The sequence below is a fragment of the Corynebacterium sp. HMSC076D02 genome (assembly GCF_001813815.1).
Taxonomy (GTDB): Bacteria; Actinomycetota; Actinomycetes; order Mycobacteriales; family Mycobacteriaceae; genus Corynebacterium; species Corynebacterium simulans.
In genome coordinates, this window is sequence record NZ_KV814043.1 from 139407 (window position 1) to 156632 (window position 17226).

Annotated in this window: 19 protein-coding genes and 1 pseudogene; 6 read left to right on the top strand and 14 right to left on the bottom strand. The window is 60.8% G+C overall.

The features are described 5' to 3' along the window. Window positions 1–21 precede the first annotated feature (21 nt). Complete coding sequence (locus HMPREF2935_RS02880; protein WP_070731919.1) at window positions 22–579, top strand: TetR/AcrR family transcriptional regulator; 558 nt, start codon at window positions 22–24, stop codon at window positions 577–579. Window positions 580–582: 3 nt separating this feature from the next. Here the strand turns inward: HMPREF2935_RS02880 and HMPREF2935_RS02885 are convergent, their stop codons facing one another. Then, window positions 583–1644 carry a hypothetical protein gene (locus HMPREF2935_RS02885; protein ID WP_070731921.1) on the bottom strand — a complete coding sequence of 354 codons (1062 nt, stop codon included), beginning with the start codon at window positions 1642–1644 and terminating at the stop codon, window positions 583–585. Further along, on the bottom strand, window positions 1637–2146 hold the full coding sequence (locus HMPREF2935_RS02890; RefSeq protein WP_256380766.1) for an RNA polymerase sigma factor: 510 nt from the start codon (window positions 2144–2146) through the stop codon (window positions 1637–1639). Before HMPREF2935_RS02890 ends, HMPREF2935_RS02885 begins: the two co-directional genes overlap by 8 nt. Window positions 2147–2435: 289 nt before the next feature. Here HMPREF2935_RS02890 and HMPREF2935_RS02895 point away from each other — a divergent pair, with 289 nt between their 5' ends. After that, the gene (locus tag HMPREF2935_RS02895; RefSeq protein WP_061920849.1) at window positions 2436–3476 is read left to right on the top strand and encodes a ribonuclease HI; all 1041 of its coding nucleotides are present in this window, start codon (window positions 2436–2438) and stop codon (window positions 3474–3476) included. Window positions 3477–4060: 584 nt separating this feature from the next. Here the strand turns inward: HMPREF2935_RS02895 and HMPREF2935_RS02900 are convergent. The 7 genes from HMPREF2935_RS02900 to HMPREF2935_RS02930 form a co-directional block, all read right to left on the bottom strand. After that, entirely contained in the window at window positions 4061–4453 is a 393-nt protein-coding gene (locus tag HMPREF2935_RS02900; RefSeq protein WP_053085486.1) for a hypothetical protein, read from the bottom strand. 102 nt (window positions 4454–4555) lie between these two features. Then, window positions 4556–5794: a galactokinase gene (gene galK / locus HMPREF2935_RS02905; protein ID WP_070731923.1), complete on the bottom strand. Its 1239-nt coding sequence runs from the start codon at window positions 5792–5794 to the stop codon at window positions 4556–4558. Beyond that, entirely contained in the window at window positions 5787–6878 is a 1092-nt protein-coding gene (gene galT, locus HMPREF2935_RS02910) for a galactose-1-phosphate uridylyltransferase (RefSeq protein WP_070731925.1), read from the bottom strand. The genes galK and galT overlap by 8 nt, the downstream gene beginning before the upstream one ends. Beyond that, window positions 6878–7159 (bottom strand): LPXTG cell wall anchor domain-containing protein, encoded by a 282-nt coding sequence (locus HMPREF2935_RS02915; protein WP_061920792.1) that lies wholly within the window; start codon window positions 7157–7159, stop codon window positions 6878–6880. The genes galT and HMPREF2935_RS02915 overlap by 1 nt, the downstream gene beginning before the upstream one ends. 13 nt (window positions 7160–7172) lie before the next feature. After that, the gene (locus HMPREF2935_RS02920; protein ID WP_070518453.1) at window positions 7173–8828 is read right to left on the bottom strand and encodes a sodium:solute symporter family protein; all 1656 of its coding nucleotides are present in this window, start codon (window positions 8826–8828) and stop codon (window positions 7173–7175) included. Window positions 8829–8845: 17 nt separating this feature from the next. Further along, complete coding sequence (locus HMPREF2935_RS02925; protein WP_070731927.1) at window positions 8846–9694, bottom strand: aldose epimerase family protein; 849 nt, start codon at window positions 9692–9694, stop codon at window positions 8846–8848. 104 nt (window positions 9695–9798) lie between these two features. Beyond that, window positions 9799–10275 carry a YdcF family protein gene (locus HMPREF2935_RS02930; protein ID WP_062041989.1) on the bottom strand — a complete coding sequence of 159 codons (477 nt, stop codon included), beginning with the start codon at window positions 10273–10275 and terminating at the stop codon, window positions 9799–9801. A 31-nt stretch (window positions 10276–10306) separates the two neighbouring features. Between HMPREF2935_RS02930 and HMPREF2935_RS02935 the strand changes: the two genes are divergently transcribed. Further along, entirely contained in the window at window positions 10307–11284 is a 978-nt protein-coding gene (locus tag HMPREF2935_RS02935; RefSeq protein ID WP_062041992.1) for a LacI family DNA-binding transcriptional regulator, read from the top strand. Between the two features lie 23 nt (window positions 11285–11307). Here the strand turns inward: HMPREF2935_RS02935 and purE are convergent, their stop codons facing one another. Both purE and HMPREF2935_RS02945 read right to left on the bottom strand, forming a co-directional pair. Next, complete coding sequence (purE, locus tag HMPREF2935_RS02940) at window positions 11308–11808, bottom strand: 5-(carboxyamino)imidazole ribonucleotide mutase (protein ID WP_061920781.1); 501 nt, start codon at window positions 11806–11808, stop codon at window positions 11308–11310. Window positions 11809–11885: 77 nt separating this feature from the next. Next, window positions 11886–13166 carry a 5-(carboxyamino)imidazole ribonucleotide synthase gene (locus HMPREF2935_RS02945; RefSeq protein ID WP_070731928.1) on the bottom strand — a complete coding sequence of 427 codons (1281 nt, stop codon included), beginning with the start codon at window positions 13164–13166 and terminating at the stop codon, window positions 11886–11888. Between HMPREF2935_RS02945 and budA the strand changes: the two are divergent. Beyond that, window positions 13152–13872 (top strand): annotated as a pseudogene (gene budA / locus HMPREF2935_RS02950) (acetolactate decarboxylase). The gene HMPREF2935_RS02945 and the pseudogene budA overlap by 15 nt on opposite strands. Here budA and HMPREF2935_RS02955 read toward each other — a convergent pair. Further along, window positions 13869–14309 carry a hypothetical protein gene (locus HMPREF2935_RS02955; RefSeq protein WP_062042001.1) on the bottom strand — a complete coding sequence of 147 codons (441 nt, stop codon included), beginning with the start codon at window positions 14307–14309 and terminating at the stop codon, window positions 13869–13871. The pseudogene budA and the gene HMPREF2935_RS02955 overlap by 4 nt on opposite strands. 45 nt (window positions 14310–14354) lie before the next feature. On the opposite strand from HMPREF2935_RS02955, the gene HMPREF2935_RS13680 reads away from it, so the two are divergent. After that, on the top strand, window positions 14355–14489 hold the full coding sequence (locus HMPREF2935_RS13680; RefSeq protein ID WP_256365606.1) for a hypothetical protein: 135 nt from the start codon (window positions 14355–14357) through the stop codon (window positions 14487–14489). 110 nt (window positions 14490–14599) lie between these two features. Here HMPREF2935_RS13680 and HMPREF2935_RS02960 read toward each other — a convergent pair whose 3' ends face one another. Continuing rightward, the gene (locus HMPREF2935_RS02960) at window positions 14600–15430 is read right to left on the bottom strand and encodes a biotin--[acetyl-CoA-carboxylase] ligase (protein WP_070731930.1); all 831 of its coding nucleotides are present in this window, start codon (window positions 15428–15430) and stop codon (window positions 14600–14602) included. A 54-nt stretch (window positions 15431–15484) separates the two neighbouring features. Then, complete coding sequence (locus tag HMPREF2935_RS02965) at window positions 15485–16105, bottom strand: hypothetical protein (protein ID WP_070518533.1); 621 nt, start codon at window positions 16103–16105, stop codon at window positions 15485–15487. A 47-nt stretch (window positions 16106–16152) separates the two neighbouring features. Here HMPREF2935_RS02965 and HMPREF2935_RS02970 point away from each other — a divergent pair, with 47 nt between their 5' ends. Then, the gene (locus HMPREF2935_RS02970) at window positions 16153–17145 is read left to right on the top strand and encodes an ABC transporter ATP-binding protein (protein WP_070731932.1); all 993 of its coding nucleotides are present in this window, start codon (window positions 16153–16155) and stop codon (window positions 17143–17145) included. Window positions 17146–17226 lie beyond the last annotated feature (81 nt).

The window sequence follows — 17226 nt, forward strand, 5'->3', positions numbered from 1 at the left end:
CCCAGCGAAAGGCACACCACCATGGCTAACCAGAAGCGCCGCGGCCAAATCGCCACCGCCGCCCTTGACCTCTTTGACCAGCGCGGCTTCCACGGCACCGGCATGGAAGACATCGCAAAGGCAGTGGGCATGCGGGCATCGAGCCTCTACAACCACTACAAGTCCAAGCAAGAGCTGCTCGCCGAGGTCACCGTCTCCGCCATGGAGGAACTCCTTCGTGCCAACGCCGCGGCGCTCGCCGGGGTCACGGGTTCCGAGGAAAAAATCCTCGCCACGATGCGCGCACACGTCATCTTCCACGCCACCCACGCCAAGCGCGTCCGCGTGGTCAACAACGAGCTCAACAACCTCGAAGACCCCCACAAGTCCGTGGTCCTGCAGCTGCGCCGCGACTATGTGGCGCGTTGGATGAACGTCGTCGACGAGGGCAGCTTCCAAGCCGAGAACCTCAAGATTGCCTGCTGGGCGCTCATCGACATGGGCATCGGCGTGGCCACGTGGTTTAGCCCCGATGGCCCGTACACCGCCGAGGAGCTCGGTGACATGTACGGGCAGTTCGCGCTCCGCCAGCTGACCTAGCCGCTACGCGCAGCCAATCTCCTCGACCTCTTCGTGGTCCGGGTAGATGACACGGATGCGCGAGTACACCTTGGCGTTGTAGCCACACGCTTCACGCTTGTCGACGACCACCCGCACCGGCGTCTGCTTAAACTTGCCCTCCGCACAGAAGGGGTCGCAGTCGTTTTCGACGGCCGTACCCTCAGCCGTGGCCTCATCGGCGCCCCAGTTGGACCACTTGAGGTCATTGACCAGGTAGTTGTTATCACCGCAGGCCAGCGAAATGCTGTCGGGGCCTTCCAGGCCGGTGACGGACACGCAGCCCAAGATGGCTGTGGCCTCCACGGTGGTGGTCACGTTGGGGCCGACCAGACCGACCACGCGGACCAGCTGACCGGTTGCTGGAAGGATGGAGAAGCTGATGTGGTCAGCGTCGCGAATGACGCTGATGAGTCCGTCCTCCCCCACGCCGTCGTCGGAGCCCTGCGAGGTCGAAGCCAGGTCGTTGCCGTCGGTGGCGGCCAGGATGTCGTAGACAATCTTCTGCTGCTCGCTGCTCAAACCCGGCTGCAGCAGCAGCTGCAGCGCGCCGAGGGCGCGGTTGGGGAAACGATCCGCAAGAGCTTCTAGCCCAGCGCGGTCGGTGGCCGCCATGAGGTCTTCTGCGGGGATGGCCGGCTGCGGGTCGAACCCTGGCAGCTCGCCTTGGGAGGAGATGTTCACGGTGCCGTCGACGCCCACCGAATACTCGGTCGTGACAGTAGACGAGCCATCGGTGTCCACGCGCTTGAGGTACTCCTTTGAGGTCACGCCCTTGTCCGCGGCGTCGGGCTGCGCGGCGGCAGCCGCGCCCGCGTGCGTGAGCACCTCCGCCACGGCGACCGGCTCGCTGCGGTTCACAAACGGGATGACCCCGCCGACCAAAGCTAAGACACCGACGCCCGCGGCCACGGCCGTCCACGGCGTGCGTGACCCCGAATCGACGATGCCGCTGAGGACCGCCTCGGAGCGGGTAAGGGCGGCGTCGTCAAGCGCAGCGTCTGGCACCGGATTTGCGGCGTGCAATTGGGAAAGCGGATCAGTCATCGTGGCCTCCGGTGAGCTCGGAAAGGTGGGTGCGGGCGCGGTGCAGGCGCACGCGGACGTTGTTAGGGGTGATGCCGAGGACCTCGGCGATCTCGGCCTGCGTGAGCTCCTCCCAGGCGAAGAGAGTGAGGATCTCGCGCTCGGCATAAGGAAGCTGCAGCAGGGCGCGGTTGATGTCGAGAGACAAGTCAACGGCGGCGGATTCGTCGGGAAGGGCTCCGTCAAAGTCGTCGAGGTTTTCGAACTCGCGGCGCGAACGATAGAACTCGCGCATCACGTTGCGTGCGATGCCATAGAGCCATGGCAGCGGGTTCTCCCCTGTCAGGGTGTCGAAGTTGGCCCAGGCGCGCTCGAAGACGTCGGCAGCCAGCTCCTCAGCGTACTCCTGCGGCACGCGACGCCTTAAGAACGCCAAGACGACAGGATAATGCGCGCGAAAATGCCGAGAGAACTCCCGCTTTCGCGCACCGGGCAAGGTTAAGACGGACAAATAAAACTCCACGAGCCTGCTGCAACATACTTCACATAGAGTATGTTGCAGCAGGCTCGGAATTATTACAGACTAGTGCGCGACTTTTCCTTAACCGGGATCAGCACTGTCTTGGCCAGGGAGGCGGCCATGCCCGCGGCGTCGACGCCCACCGCAGCCAACGGAATGATGATCATGAGGCCATTTCAGCCGCAAACAACCAAGGAGGAGCGCCGTTCTTTTGGGACTAAAGAGCCGCTTTGAGGCTGATTGAAAAGTCCGTTGTGCTTGGTGTCGGACGCAGATGGTTTACTAGTAGACGATGGAACCGCTCGAACTCAGCGCGCTCACCGGCACGCAGTCCCGTACGTATGGCACTCGGAAGATCACCGACTCTATGGTGAACGCACCGGTCCATGTGGCGATCGCACTATGGGACGAGCGCTGGGACTCCGCGCCGGGCGGTACTGTTGATGGCTGGGTCATCGCAGTAAACACCAGGCAGACTCGGTTCATACGCAAGGGCCAGACCAAGAGCGGCGACGTGGTGGAGATTGCCATCCGCGAGTTCGAGAAGGCCACGAAGAACCTGAAGGGCCGAGTCTGGATTGTCACGGGGCGCCGGCAAAATGCGCTGCGGTCGGCGCTGGAACGGCGCGGTTATACGGTGACGGGCAGCTTTGCGGAGGAAAATAGGGCGTCGAAAAGCGCGAGCTCTGTGCGCCGCAAGGAAGCGGGCCTGACCGCGCGTAAGGCCAAGAAGTTGGGCGAGGCACCACGGAAGAAAGAGTCCACGCAGGTAGAGACCCCGAAGGCACATTGGTGGCCAAACTTCTCGCAGGCGTCATCATGGCCGGAGGGCGCCACGGTGCGCATTGCTACCGACGCCTCCTCCGACACCGTGTTCAAGGGCTCCATGTGCTTCGTGGCGGGCAATGGCGACTACCGGCTGCGCACCCGCGAGACTAAGGCGGGTACTGACGAGCTCGAGCTGGAATCGCTGACCTTGGCGCTGAAGTACCTGCTCAAGGTGGGTGCAAAGAAGGCGATTATTGAAAGCGACTCGGTCGCGGCGCTCGAAGCAGTGGAGCAGTTGCGCAATAAGCAGTCGAAGGCGGTGCGCTCGCGGCGGACGTGGCGCGGCGTAACGTCAGGTGCGCGGTCGCGTTTCCAGCAGGCCTGGAACGACGTCGAAGGCGAATGCGAGGTGGAAATCCGCCGCGTACTTGGCCATGCGGGCGATCCGCTCAACCGCGCGGCGGACCAGATTGCGTACATGGGGCTGCGTGCGATTGCGCATCCGATGAAGCAGTCGCGGGCCACGCTGCAGGAGGGCATCACCAAGGCGCTGGCCAAGCTTTAGGCTTAGCCGCGAAAAGATGATCAGGCAGGCAAACGCCACCGCCCACCCCCACAGCCAACGGCGTTTGTGCAGTTTATCGCGATAGATGACGGACATTAACAGGTACCACGCCGACGGGATAATAAAGAAGAAACTGGTTCCTGGGGCCGCGCTAAATCAGTAAATCCGATTAAAAGGAGAAACGCTGACAGGCCAGCTTTCCACCAAGAAAATAGGTAAAACTTGCCATCTGCCTCTGCTGGCTCTGGCTCGTTAGCTTCGGTTTGAGCTGGTACGGCTTCGCTTGGCTCGTCTACTAGCGCTGGTTGGAAAGACTGCGTTTGCGGGGATGTTTTCGACGCTTTCGTGTTGGTCCCCCTCTACGGGTTTCCCTCTAATGGTCCCTTTACGAGTAGCGTTGGCGACGAATACGGCCCGTTGGGTTTCATTACCCCCTAAAGAAACCCAACCAATGGGAGCCAACCAATGAGACCAGTCTGGGACGTGCGGAATCCTCATGCGGAGAGGGCCAGAGCGGAGGCCAGGCCGCGCGGGGCCGCGGAGGGCAGAGGCGAAGCCAGGCGGAGGCCAGGCCGCACAGGGCGCTAGTGGCCGCCGTTTCCGCCGGACGCGAAGGTGAAGGTATCGGTCTCACCGGAATCGCAGGTCACGGTGTAGGTGTGATAGCCGTCGGCAGGACCGGGGCCGATGTTGTCCGGCGCGGTAACGTAGCCCACCAGTTGGCCGAGGTCAGCTGCCGGCGACATCACCGTCGTCGCACCCCATGACGTGGTCAGGTTCGCGCGAGTGCCCGGACAGTTTGCCGCAATAAGCAGCTCCTGGCCCGGCTTGAGCTGACCGTCAACAGTACTGGTCAGCTGAGTGCCAGCGGTGGTCTTCGCATCCTCGCTGAACGGATTGAAGCCGGTAGCAACTGCAGCGCCACCACCAGCCAAAATAGCGCAAGCAGCGGTAGCAGCAACGAGGGTCTTTTTCATGATGACTCCTTAACTAGGAAGTTGGTGTTCACCTAGTTAGTTGCACTACCGTCGCGTTTATTACAGGCGACCAGAAAGTTTTTCCAGCCGCCAGTAGGGGGCTTAGCCGGCGATTCGGCGCGCGCCGTCGCCAGGGCTGGCCACAAGGAAGGTCGGCGCCGGGAAGCCGCGCTCAGCTGCGGCAGCAGCGATTGCCTCCGCCGTAGACTCCACATCGGCACGCTTGACCAGCGCAATCACCGCGCCGCCGAAGCCGCCCCCAGTCATACGCGCGCCCACCTCACCGGCCGCCGCGAACGCGCAGTCCAGCTCCGGCGTGGTGACCTCGTACTGGTCGCGCAGCGAGATGTGGCTATCGCGCATGAGCTCCCGGAAACGGTCAAGGTTGCCGGCCTCCAAGTCGGAGGCAGCTTCCAAGGTGCGGGCGGTCTCCTCCACGACGTGGGCGACGCGGCGCTTAACGACGCCCTCATCCTCCCCCGCTTCCCTTGCCCACCGGGTGGCGGCCGCAACGGCATCGGGAATATCGCGGATAGTTCCGCCGCGGGCCCCAGAGCCCGCCAATGCAGACTGAACCGCGTCGATGACGCCACGGCGGGAGGCATACTGGCCGTCGTTGAGCGTGTGCGGCGCATTGGTATCTGCGATGAGCAGCACCATGTCGCGGTCCGCGATGTTAAACGGCACGCGGCGGACCTCATCCGTGGAGAAGTCCAAGACGAGCGCCTTGCCCTTTTGCCCAAACAAGCTGGCGTTTTGGTCCAAGCCACCCGTCGAGGCACCCACGACTTCGTTCTCCGCGCGCATGCAGCTGGCCACCAAACGCGCACGCGCGGCATCGTCTGGAGCCTTTCCGGAAGCCAGCTCGTAAGCAGCCACGGTCACCGAGCATTCAAGAGCAGCGGAACTAGAAAGGCCAGAGCCAACCGGAACGTCAGAGACAATCGCGATGTCCAAGCCGGTGCAGGAGGAAATGCTGCCATCTTCCAAGCCAGCCCACAGCGAGCCCACGACGTAACCAGCCCAGGCATCCGGGGTACCGTTGGCCCAACCCGGGCCAACCTCATCCAGAAAAACGTCCACGCGGCGGACTTGGCCGCCAAACTCCGAGGCGATGCGCACGAGCCCATCCGAACGCGGAGCCACGGCCACGGCCGTGTTCTGCTCCAGCGCGAAAGGAATCGAGGCGCCGCCGGCATAATCGACGTGCTCGCCGATGAGGTTCACGCGGCCCGGCGCGGCCCACACACCAGCCGGTGCAGCGTCGAAGTTGGAGCGGAAGAGTGCGGTCGCGGCGTCGGCAAGCGCGGCGTCGGAGCGAGTGGAAATCCAGTTAAGCATCCCAGACCTCCTTGAAACGGGCGGCGATGCGCTCCGGGGTCGTGTCATTGATCCACACTGCCTGCGCGGACTCCGAGCCGGCGAGGTACTTCATGCGGTTCGGCGAGCGCATCAGCGAAAACAGCTGCAGGTGCATGCGCACGTCCCCGCGCAGCGTAGGGTCGGCCGGCGCGAGGTTCCAACCAGCGATGTACGGGGTCTTTTCCACGCCGTCGAAGAAACGGTCCACAGCGGTATACAGCTTCTTGAGCAGGGCGGCGAGGTCGTCGCGCTGCGCGCTGGAAAGCTCGGTGAAATCAGCCGCGTACTCGTTTGGCATGACCATGGCCTCCAGCGGCCACTTCGCGGCAGCTGGGACGAACGCGGTGAAGTGCTCGGTCTCGGCAATGATGCGCGTTCCCGCCTCGCGTTCCTTGTCCAAGATATCCTGGAAGAGGTCGCCCTCGTAAGCCTGGGAGCTGGCCACGATAGCCTTCATGCGCGGCGAAAGGAACGGGTAGGAATAGATCTGGCCGTGCGGGTGCTGCAGCGTCACGCCGATTTCGGCGCCGCGGTTTTCAAAAGGGAAAACCTGGGCCACCTCAGGCAGCGCAGACAGCGCAGAGGTGCGGTGTGCCCACGCCTCGATCACGGTACGGATGCGGCGGACCGTGAGATCCTTGAAGCTCAGCTCCGGGTCAGAAGTAAAGCAGACCACCTCGCAGCGGGCCTTCGCCGGCAGGCGCGGGACTAGGCCCATCTCGTCTACGTCTTCCTCGTAATCCTCCATACCCATGGCAAAGGACGGGAAGCGGTTTTCGAAGACAACGACGTCATAAGAAGGCGAGGGAATCTCCGTAGGCAGCTGGCCAGGCAGTGTTGGGGCGAGCGGGTTCTCGTTGGCTGGCGGCATGAACGTGCGGTTCATGCGGTGAGCGGCAAAAGCCACCCAGTCACCAGTGAGCGGATCGCGGCGCATCTCTGAGGCCGGAGTGACCTGCGGCAGATCGCGGCTGTCTTCTAGGACGCGATCGGTGTGTGGGGTGTCGTCGAAGTAGATGATTTCGCGGCCGTCGGCAAGCGTCGCCTTGGTGATCTCTACCATTACTTGGCCTCCGTCAGCTTCGACTCGTCGATCTTGGAAGGGTCAACGATGATGGGGCGCAGCTTAGCCCACAGCATGAAACCTGCTGCTACGGCTGCCATGGCTATGCCCGCCCAGAGGTTGTCGGAAGAATCCTTCGCCATACCGGTTTCCGGGTTTACGCCTGGGTCGAGGGCAAAGGAGCAGATGATAAGCACGATGCCGTAGAGGCCAAGCAGGGCACCGATAACGTTGCGGAGATCGAAAGCGCCTGCATGCTGAGGAGAAGTCTTTTGAGTCATGATGGTTGCTCCTTTAGGCAAAGATGACGTTCAGGCCGATTGCAATGACCAAACAGATGACGCCGAGCGGAACGGTCTGCTTGTACCACGGAAGGTTCTTCTCGGTGTAATCCTCGAAGTGGTCCTTCGGCGTAACGGAAGAAACAAAGCCCACGAGCTCCTCGTCCGGCTTCGGCTGAGTAAACATGGTGACGATGACGGAGACGATGATATCTACCGTAAATGCCACGCCGGCGGCCACGAATGCGGTGCCCTGGCCTGGCAGGTTGAAGATGGAAGCCGTTGCGTCAGTAAAGGTTGCGATGTACCAGAAGGTAATTGCAGATGCGGTACCTGCAACGAGGCCGGACCAACCTGCGTGCGGGGTCATGCGCTTCCAGAACATGCCCAGGATGAAGGTGGCGAACAGCGGAGCGTTGAAGAAGCCGAACAGCGTCTGCAGGTAGTCCATGACGTTGCCGAAGTTCTGGGCCAAAAGTGCGGTAAAGACGGCCACGCCGGTGGCGACGACGGTCGCGATGCGGCCGAACTTCAGGTAGTAGCCATCCTCGCGCTCCTTAACCACGTAGGTCTGCCAAATGTCATAAGAGATAACGGTGTTAAAGGCCGAGATGTTGGCGGCCATTCCGGCCATGAAGGAAGCGAGCAGGCCCGCAATTGCGACGCCCAAAAGGCCGTTCGGGAGCAGGTCGCGCATCAGCAGCAGGATGGCGTCGTTTGGCTTGGCGGTCTCTTCCATCAAGTCAGCGACGGAGACGGAGGCAATCATGCCCGGGATAACCACGAGGAAGGGCACGAACATCTTCGGGAAAGCACCAATGATTGGCGTCTTGCGCGCTGCAGAGATCGACTCCGATGCCATGGCGCGCTGGACCTCGACAAAGTTGGTGGTCCAGTAACCGAAGGAAAGGACGAAGCCTAGGCCCAGGACGATGCCGATGACGGACCAGACCGGATTCTCGAAGCCAGATATGTCAGTGCCCGGCCAGGTGTGGAAGTGGGAATCGTTCGCCACGGAATCCTTCAGCCCCTGCCAGCCGCCGACGCGGTTCAGGCCGATAATCGTCAGCGGTGCAAGCGCAGCGATGATGACGAAGAACTGCAGGACCTCATTGTAGATGGCAGCGGACAAGCCGCCCAGGGTGATGTAGGACAGGACGATGATGCCGGCAACAACGAGCGCGACCCACATAGGCCAGCCCAGCAGAGCCTCGACGATGGTGGCCAGCAGGTACAGGTTCACGCCTGCGATAAGCAGCTGGGCTACGGCGAAAGAAATGGCATTGACCAGGTGCGCCGCGCTACCGAAGCGCTTGCGCATGAACTCTGGCACGGAACGCACCTTGGAGCCGTAGTAGAACGGCATCATCACGATGCCCAGGAACACCATGGCCGGGATAGCGCCGATCCAGAAATAGTGCATGGTCTGGAAGCCATACTCCACGCCGTTCGCGGACATACCGATGATCTCCACCGCGCCCAAGTTCGCCGAGACGAATGCCAGGCCGGTCACCCATGCGGGCAGTCCGCGGCCGGAGAGGAAGAAGTCGATGGAGGAGGAAACGCGGGCTTTGGCAGCCCAGCCGATTCCCAGGACGAAGAGGAAGTACAAGGCAACGAGCAGGTAGTCCACCCAGGTTGCGTCGAGTCTCAATACTGAAGGTTCCATGTGGAGAGCTTTCTTTACTAGATTGCGCTCAAGCGGAGCTCGTAGGCAATCGGTTGATGTGCGTTAATTTCGGCAAGGTCGATGCCACTGCGCAGTGCGTTCGGTGGAGCGCTCATGGGTTCCACTGCGAGTGCACGGCCGCGGCCGGGGTAGTTGTCCGGGGTATACATCTGTACCCAGTCAAGGCCCGGCCCCATTGCAAGGCGAACGCCTTTGCCTGCGGAAACGTAATCCGCCGTGAGGGGCCCCTGTCCGCGGAAGCAATCATCCCAAGCCACGTCAGCGATACGCTGCTGCTTGACGACGACGCTTTCCACCACGCCCGTGGGCAAGTTCCGGGTATCAAGAAGGTGGTGTTCGGTGACGCCGAGACTAAGAATTGAGGCGTCGGCAGCCGCGCCGCGGGCAGAAAGATAGGTATGAAGGCCAAACGCGAAGGGGCAATCCTGCTCCGCGCGGGCCTCAAAGCGGGCGTGAAGCCCAGTTTGATCGAGGCTGTAAGTGGCGGTGAGCTGAATGGGCCACGGCCAAGGGGCCTCGATCTGGGTGGTGAGCTGAACTTGGTTCACGCAGTAGCGCTTTAATTCCCAAGCCTTGTCGCATACAAAGCCATGGATGGCGTTGTTGCGCTCAGGCTCGTTGACGGGCAGACAGTAAACGCTCCCCCGCCAGTTAAAACGACCATCTGCAGTGCGGTTAGGCCACGGGGCAAGAACTACGCCGGCGCACATGGGCGGGAGATCCTGATAGGTCTCGACCAGCGGCTCGGCGGCGAAGGTCAGCGATTTAATACCGCCGCCGAAGCTGGCAATTTCTGCCTCGTATGCGCCATGCGCTATCCGGTAAGTAGGTGCCTGACCGGTCATAACCTAAGGCCTTCCTTTTCCGTGTGTAACCCACTACGTGGCTTAGGTTAAGACGCTGCTCAAACGCTAGTCAAACGTTTGCATAAACTTGCATAATGAATTTGCTAACGTCCAAAAGCGCTGATGACTGGTAATAAACGGCGCCACATAATCCGTGCCGCGGAGTGCGGAGTGGCAAGGACCTCACGCAAATAGTTTTCTGGTTTTAGCGCCCATGGCGTGAAAGCAGGATGCACGCGAATCGGGATTCCGAGGTGCCACGACCACAGCTTGGTACGCAGTGCATGGAAATCACTGGTGACTACGTCGAAGTAAGGCGGCTTGCTCATCGCATAGGCATTTTCGAGGTTCTCATTAGTGCTCGTGGCACGTGGTTCGACGATTATCTTCTCGCGCGGGACTCCCCTGCCCACCAAGTACTCGGCCATGACTTCGGCCTCGCCATAACCGGAGACGATGATGTCTTGTCCCCTCCAAATACGAAAAGCATGCTCGAGCCTGCTCTCAAGCATGGGGCCAGGCACGCCGCCTTGCACGCGGGCTCCCAGGACCAAAATGGGGACTAAGCTAGGGCCGAACATAGTGCAAAAGCCTAATTGAGAAAGGACTTCCGTGGCCACACCGACCTTGAAGGACCTCGCCGCAGCCACGGGGGTTTCTATCTCCACCGTCTCCCGCGCGCTGGCCAATCACCCTGCGATTTCTCCAGCGACCACGCAAAAGGTCAAGGCTGCGGCCGAGCAACTGGGCTATCGCCCAAATGCGCAGGCACGCGCGCTGCGCGGTTCACGCTCCGATGCTATCGGCGTGGTGATTCCGAACCTGGCGGATCCTTATTTCGCACTCATTGCTGCCGCGATTGAGGCCGAGGCCGAGCGCGTTGGCATCGCCGCCATCATGACCACCTGCTCTGAGTCACCTGAGCGCTTAGCCAAAGCACTCGACGCACTGACATGGCGGCAGGTAGACGGCATCATCACCGTCCCAGTTGAAGGCGCCGAAGCAGCGCTAAAAGACGCCGCGAAATCCCGGCCACTGCTGCTCATCGACCGAGAGCTGCCGCTCTTCCCCGCCGTTGCCTCAGACCCGCGCCCGGGCATGTTCGCGGCATTAACGCAGCTGCGTCAAAAGGGTCACCGCGTGGTCGGCTATATTCCAGGCCCGCAGCAAACTTCTACGGGCAGGCAGCGGCTTAAAGTCTTCCGCGGTGCAAGCAGCGAGTTTTCCACGCATTATGCACAAGGCGGCTTCCGCCGCAAGGACGGCTACGTGGGAGCACTAGAGCTCTTTGAAAAGGGCGTTACCGCCATCGTGGCGGGCGATTCCATGATGACGGCTGGTGCGCTGGCCGCCTGCTATAACGCCGGCAAGGCCATCAGTGAAGACATCGCGTTGGTGGGCTACGACGACTTAAATCTCTTCCGCCTGCAACCGGTGCCGATCTCGGTGGTGGACCAGGACATGGCGGCGCTGGGCCGGCTAGCAGTCCAGCACCTGGCCAAGGCGATTACGCATAACTCAACACCGACCGGGGTAAAGATTCCCACCTCTTATATCCCCCGCGTTTCCACCGCCCGGCAGTTCTCCTAAGGGCGGTAGCTCCAGGAAATCGCCTACTCCCCCAGCAGCTGGGCGCGCAGGTTTGCGTCCTTCTTCTCCACCTCGGCGGCCATGTTTTCTTGGTACTGCGCCATCTTCTCGGTTAGTTCGGGTTCCCCTGCGCCGAGGATACGAACGGCAAGAAGGCCCGCGTTCTTAGCGCCGCCGATAGACACGGTCGCCACCGGCACGCCACCGGGCATCTGCACGATGGACAGCAAAGAGTCCAGGCCATCCAAGTCCTTCAGCGCGCGCGGAATGCCGATGACCGGAAGCGGAGTCGCCGCAGCAACCATGCCCGGCAGGTGCGCAGCACCGCCGGCGCAGGCGATGATGGCCTTCAGGCCACGCTTATGCGCGTCCTTGGCATAAGAGAGCATCTTTTCTGGGGTGCGGTGCGCACTGACGACGCCCACCTCGAAAGGCACGCCGAACTCCGCCAAGACTTCGGCAGCAGGTTTTACGGTAGGCCAATCTGAATCAGAACCCATGATGAGGCCAACGAGCGGTTCCATATCTTCTCCTAGATAGTTGTTACTGGGGGCAGCAAGAAGGTTGCGGGAATCTGTGGAAAATTATGCAGGCAGAGCCTTTAGAGCCAGGCCGCGTGCACGAGGAAGTGCGCAGCGTCTGCCGCGATGTGGCGGGTTTGTTCGACGTCCTCACCCACGACGTTGACGTGGCCAATCTTACGGCCGGCGCGGTAGTCCTTGCCGTAAAGGTGAATCTTGGCCTGCGGGTAACGCTCCATCACGGCACGTACGCGTTGCGGCATTGGCATTTCTGGATCTTCCGGGCCACCAAGGACGTTAGCCATGGCGGTGACGGGAGCAAGCGCTGTGGTCTCACCGAGCGGCAAATCCAAGACTGCGCGTAGGTGCTGCTCGAACTGAGAGGTAACGGAACCGTCCTGAGTCCAGTGACCCGTGTTGTGCGGACGCATCGCGAGCTCATTTACAGCAATATCTTCTACTACCCCATCGCTTGGGAAACCAGCAGCGGAGGCTGCGGCAGCCGAGGCCGCGCTACCCCAGTTGTCCACTTCAGCGACGGAGTAAGCAAAAAGTTCAACTGCCAGCACGCCAGTCACTCCTAGCTGCGTGGCCACGAGCTCGCCGACCTCGGCGGCGCGCTGCGCCAGCTCTGGGCTCAGGCCCGGCGCGGGCGCGAAGGCCTCGGCGCAGATGCCATCACGCTGCACGGATTGGGTAATCGGCCAAGCCTTCACCTCGCCGGAAGGACGGCGGGCGACTAGAACCGAAAGCTCGCGGGTGAGGTTAACCTTCTCCTCTGCCATCAAAGGCGTGCCGGCTTCCAGAAGCTCAGCGACCAGGGAATCCAGCTCCTCTGCAGCGGGGAACCACACGCCGTGGCCGTCGTAGCCACCGCGGCGGGCCTTCAAGCAAACGCGGCCTTCTACAAGCTCGGCAAAATTACGCGCATCCTCAACAGAGGCGATTTGTGCAAAACGCGGAACCGGTGCGCCCAGCTCTGCCAGCTTTTGGCGCATAAAGAGTTTGTCCTGGGCATACAGGAGCGCGGAAGGCTGCGGCTGTACGTTATAGCCGGCGTCGATAAGCGCCTGCACGTGATCGGTGGGCACGTGCTCGTGCTCGAAGGTCAGCGCATCGGCATCTTTGGCTGCAGAAACCAGCGTCTCGTAGGCATGGTAATCACCCAAGACCACGTCTGGAATGACCTGCGCTGCGGACTGCTCCTGCGAGGAGGCAAGAATGCGCAGGTGGATGTCGAGCTCGGCGGCAGCCGGCTGCATCATGCGTGCGAGCTGGCCGTCGCCATAAACGGTAACGATGGGCTTTGCTTTATGACTCACCCATCCAATACTAGCCTTAACCTTATGATCGTCAGGCATACCATCTTCCAGAACTCCCTCATGACCGCTCTGTTGGACGGCATTTATGACGGCGAAATGACCATCGGTGAGCTGCTCGGCAAGGGCAACTTTGGCATCGGTACCTTCGATGCCCTCGACGGCGAAATGTTGATTCTCGACGGCATCTGTTACCAGCTGCGCGGCGACGGAACTGCCACCATCGCGGACCTGGACCAGGGAACACCCTTTGCGGTGGCCACCAATTTCGTACCCCGCATCAAAGTGCAAGCACCGCGCGGAATGCGCCGCGAAGAGCTTTCGGCCTTCGTCGATGAAGTCGAGCCTTCCGCCAACTACATGTACGCGGTGCGGATAACGGGGCGCTTCAAGTCAGTGCGCACGCGCACCGTGGTCAAACAGTCCAAGCCCTACCCTCCCATGGCGCAGGCGGTGGGCGGCGATAAGGAGCTGCACTTTGAAAACGTCGAGGGCATCATCGGCGGTTTCCGCACCCCAGTGTTTGAAAAAGGAATCTCGGTGCCAGGCTGCCACGTTCACTTTATCGACGCCGCGCGTTGCTCCGGCGGGCACGTACTGGACTACGTCGTCGACGAAGCCACCATCGAGCTCTGCCCCGGCACCGATCTTGAAATGCGGCTGCCGCTTACCCAGGAATTCGAGCAAGCCAACCTCGCCCCCGGCTGACCTTGACCAACAGCTGCACACCACAGAGGTTAAGAATTAGAAGAGCTCCTGCTCGTTGAGAATTTCTTCTACGCGTTTGGCCCTGGGGATGGAAGAGAAATACATTGGCCGCTCATAACCGTGGATGGCCAGCGATATCCCACCGCGGCGCCGCCTAGCACCGCGAATATCCTGCAGCGGGATGGAATCAATGTGACCGCCCTCGCGGGCGATAACGCGCAGGTTAGTAACGATGAAGCGGCGCCGGCGCGCGCGGTACAGCGGCATACCGAAACGCCACAGCGATAGCAGCGCCCAGATTAAAACGATGCCATTACGCAGGTTTCTATCTAGGCCGTGGACATCCGCCCAGCCGATGCCCATCCATGCCACGCCGGTAATGAGGATGAGCTCAAGGAAAGGAAAGATCAGCGCGCGAAACGGCGCTGTCATATCCACGCGGACTACTTCGCCGCGCCCCATCTTCATCAGTCCCATAGGGGTGCATGATACCCGCCGGAGACGGCGAAGGACTTCAGCAACGTGGCCTATTCCGCGGCTGAAATCACCAACGGCGATTCCTACACCGTCACCGTCGGCGGCACTGTCGCTGAGGCGACTGCCGGTGAGGTCTCCCAGGGAATGGGCGGCGGTCCGATGAGCGGACAATGCCCCTAAATAGACGCAATTTGCCAAATAGGAATGCCTACCACGCTCTGCGGCGGGCCCTATTTGGCAAATTGTGCTTTAAAGCGCCCCGCCACTCCACTCAGCGCAGCAACGAGTCGCTACTGCACGGGACGCAGGTGGGTGACATCGCCTGCCGAGTAATATTCGCCGCCGACGTTGATGCGGCCGTCGTCGCCAATGCCCTCGACGACACCCACGACGTCGCCAGTCGGCGCTTCGAGGCGAACTTCCTGGCCGATCGATGAGCACACCGCACGGTAATCCGCCATGAGCTGTGGGTCTTGGTTCTCCCACTGGGTGATGCGACGACGCAGGTTCTTGAGCAGGGCAATCGCCAATTCCGTGCGATCCGTATCGCGACCTTCCAGCATGAGCGAAGTGGCTTTTTCGATAGGCAGCTGCTCACGAGTAAGCGTGACGTTTAGGCCCATGCCCACAACCACGCGCGCGGAAGGCGCCGGCGCGGCCTGCGTTTTCGGGGCGACCTCAGCCTTGTTTACCTCAGCCTTGCTGACTTCGGTCTTGGGCGCGGACTTGAAGGCGGCACCAACGGGGCCAGCCTCGGCAAGGATGCCGCAGAGCTTATTGCCGTTGATGTGAACGTCGTTCGGCCACTTCAGAACGGAGCCCTCGACGGTGTCGGTGACGGCCAGGCCCGATGCCAGTGGCAGGGTGCCTAGGTGCTCGAGGGAATCCGGAAGGATAAGAACAGAAAGAATAAGCTGCGAACCAGCAGGGCTTACCCAGGTCCGACCTAACCGGCCCTTACCGGAAACCTGCTCGTTGGTCAGCAACACCGTGCCATCGGCAACGTTCTCAGCCTTCATAAGATCGGTGTTGGTTGAGCCGGTCTGCTCCACATATTCAACTAGAGCAAAGTCATCCGCCAACGCGGTACGAATGCGTTCAATATCAAGTGCAGCTGTCATGCCCTAAGAGAGTACTCGACTATGCCGCATGCATGTTTACACACAGAACAAAGGCTAGAACCAGTTTGGCTTATGCAGGATTTCCTGCGCGGACCTTTCATCCAAGCAGCTAGTCAAGACTGCCTGCGGCAGCGCCTTTTCCACCTGTTCCGGGGAGATGGTCATGCCGCGGTTGCCCGGCAGCCATTCCACGGTGTCAACAATGAGCTTGTCGTAGATAAAACGCTTATCCCCCGTCAGCGAGCGGCCATCGCCTTCCATGACGGCGGTGTAGCGAATTTCAGGATCCACCCATTCACAAACCCACTGGCCATATTCAGTGACCTCAGAATCAGAGATGTTAAGCCCCGCGGCAGAAAGACTGTCCTTCATAAGGGCGCGATCGAAGTGGCCGTTTTCTTCCAAATAGCCGCGCGCGCCGTTGGCATCAGCCTGCTCACCGAAGATCTTTTTGAAAGTGGTATCGCGCGGTGCGGGTGTCGCAGAGCTGGAAGGCTTTTCCGATTCTTTCGTCGGCTCGCTACTCGGCGCGGCAGAAGTTTGAGCGGATTCGGAAGAAGTCTGGGATGCGGCGACGGTGGTCATTGGTGCGGCAACGTCCTCAGAAGCAGCGCCGGAGCAGCTGGCTAAGGGGAGAACAAAAAGGGGGACAAAGAGAGGAATAAGCTTTTTCATGGCGCCAACCAGCATATGTGATTTAGCGGGGGTGCTAGTGTAGGCGCATGGCAAAGGTCACTTTTGAAAAGGTCAACATCACCTACCCCAACGCCGCAGCCCCCACGGTCAAAGACCTTGACCTGGAAATCGCAGACGGCGAATTCTTGGTGTTGGTCGGCCCCTCAGGCTGCGGAAAGTCCACGACGCTTCGTTCGCTTGCAGGTTTGGAGCCGACCTCGAGTGGCCGCATCTTGATCGACGATAAAGATGTCACCGGTTTGGAACCTGGCGATCGCGATATCGCAATGGTCTTCCAGAACTACGCCCTTTATCCGCACCTCACCGTGGCTGAGAACATGGGTTTCGCGCTAAAGCTGGCGAAGATGCCAAAGAATGAGATTAAGAAGAAGGTAGAAGAAGCTGCCGATATCTTGGGCCTTATCGAGTACCTGGACCGCAAACCGAAGGATCTCTCCGGTGGTCAGCGCCAGCGTGTGGCCATGGGCCGTGCCATCGTGCGTCATCCAAAGGTCTTTTTGATGGATGAGCCTTTGTCCAACCTTGACGCCAAACTGCGTGTGCAGACCCGTTCGGAGCTAGCCAGCCTGCAGCAACGCCTCGGCACCACCACGGTTTATGTCACGCACGACCAAGTTGAAGCGATGACCATGGGTGATCGCGTTGCTGTGCTCAAAGATGGCGTCCTGCAGCAGGTGGCGTCCCCGCGTGAGCTTTACGACGCCCCGGTCAACGAATTCGTCGCTGGCTTCATCGGATCGCCTGCGATGAATATCTTTGACTACAACGGCGGCCGCATCGGCATTCGCCCAGAAGACATGCACATCATCGACGGCCCGGTCGGCATCCCCGGCACCGTCGACATCGTCGAGGAACTCGGCGCCGAGTCCTTCGTCTATATCAATGTGGGCGAGCAGCGCTTCGTGGCCCGCGCTGACAAGGGCCGCACTCCACAGCGCGGCGAGGAAGTCCTTCTCTCCTTTGATGCGAAAAATGCGCACCATTTCGACCCCGAAACGGGCGAACGCATCGAGCGCTAATCCAAACTGCAAAGAGTTGTTGGGGGTAATAGCCACCCCCAACTTTTCCTTTTCTGCAGGCCTTTTGCAGGAAGGCTCATT

What these genes read in the sequence shown, in the direction of transcription:
- HMPREF2935_RS02880 (WP_070731919.1), top strand. Translation starts at nt 22, where the DNA reads ATGGCTAACCAGAAGCGCCGCGGCCAAATCGCCACCGCCGCCCTTGAC.
- HMPREF2935_RS02885 (WP_070731921.1), bottom strand. Translation starts at nt 1,644, where the DNA reads ATGACTGATCCGCTTTCCCAATTGCACGCCGCAAATCCGGTGCCAGAC.
- HMPREF2935_RS02895 (WP_061920849.1), top strand. Translation starts at nt 2,436, where the DNA reads ATGGAACCGCTCGAACTCAGCGCGCTCACCGGCACGCAGTCCCGTACG.
- HMPREF2935_RS02900 (WP_053085486.1), bottom strand. Translation starts at nt 4,453, where the DNA reads ATGAAAAAGACCCTCGTTGCTGCTACCGCTGCTTGCGCTATTTTGGCT.
- galK (WP_070731923.1), bottom strand. Translation starts at nt 5,794, where the DNA reads ATGCTTAACTGGATTTCCACTCGCTCCGACGCCGCGCTTGCCGACGCC.
- galT (WP_070731925.1), bottom strand. Translation starts at nt 6,878, where the DNA reads ATGGTAGAGATCACCAAGGCGACGCTTGCCGACGGCCGCGAAATCATC.
- HMPREF2935_RS02915 (WP_061920792.1), bottom strand. Translation starts at nt 7,159, where the DNA reads ATGACTCAAAAGACTTCTCCTCAGCATGCAGGCGCTTTCGATCTCCGC.
- HMPREF2935_RS02920 (WP_070518453.1), bottom strand. Translation starts at nt 8,828, where the DNA reads ATGGAACCTTCAGTATTGAGACTCGACGCAACCTGGGTGGACTACCTG.
- HMPREF2935_RS02925 (WP_070731927.1), bottom strand. Translation starts at nt 9,694, where the DNA reads ATGACCGGTCAGGCACCTACTTACCGGATAGCGCATGGCGCATACGAG.
- HMPREF2935_RS02930 (WP_062041989.1), bottom strand. Translation starts at nt 10,275, where the DNA reads ATGTTCGGCCCTAGCTTAGTCCCCATTTTGGTCCTGGGAGCCCGCGTG.
- purE (WP_061920781.1), bottom strand. Translation starts at nt 11,808, where the DNA reads ATGGAACCGCTCGTTGGCCTCATCATGGGTTCTGATTCAGATTGGCCT.
- HMPREF2935_RS02945 (WP_070731928.1), bottom strand. Translation starts at nt 13,166, where the DNA reads ATGCCTGACGATCATAAGGTTAAGGCTAGTATTGGATGGGTGAGTCAT.
- HMPREF2935_RS02955 (WP_062042001.1), bottom strand. Translation starts at nt 14,309, where the DNA reads ATGGGACTGATGAAGATGGGGCGCGGCGAAGTAGTCCGCGTGGATATG.
- HMPREF2935_RS02960 (WP_070731930.1), bottom strand. Translation starts at nt 15,430, where the DNA reads ATGACAGCTGCACTTGATATTGAACGCATTCGTACCGCGTTGGCGGAT.
- HMPREF2935_RS02965 (WP_070518533.1), bottom strand. Translation starts at nt 16,105, where the DNA reads ATGAAAAAGCTTATTCCTCTCTTTGTCCCCCTTTTTGTTCTCCCCTTA.
- HMPREF2935_RS02970 (WP_070731932.1), top strand. Translation starts at nt 16,153, where the DNA reads ATGGCAAAGGTCACTTTTGAAAAGGTCAACATCACCTACCCCAACGCC.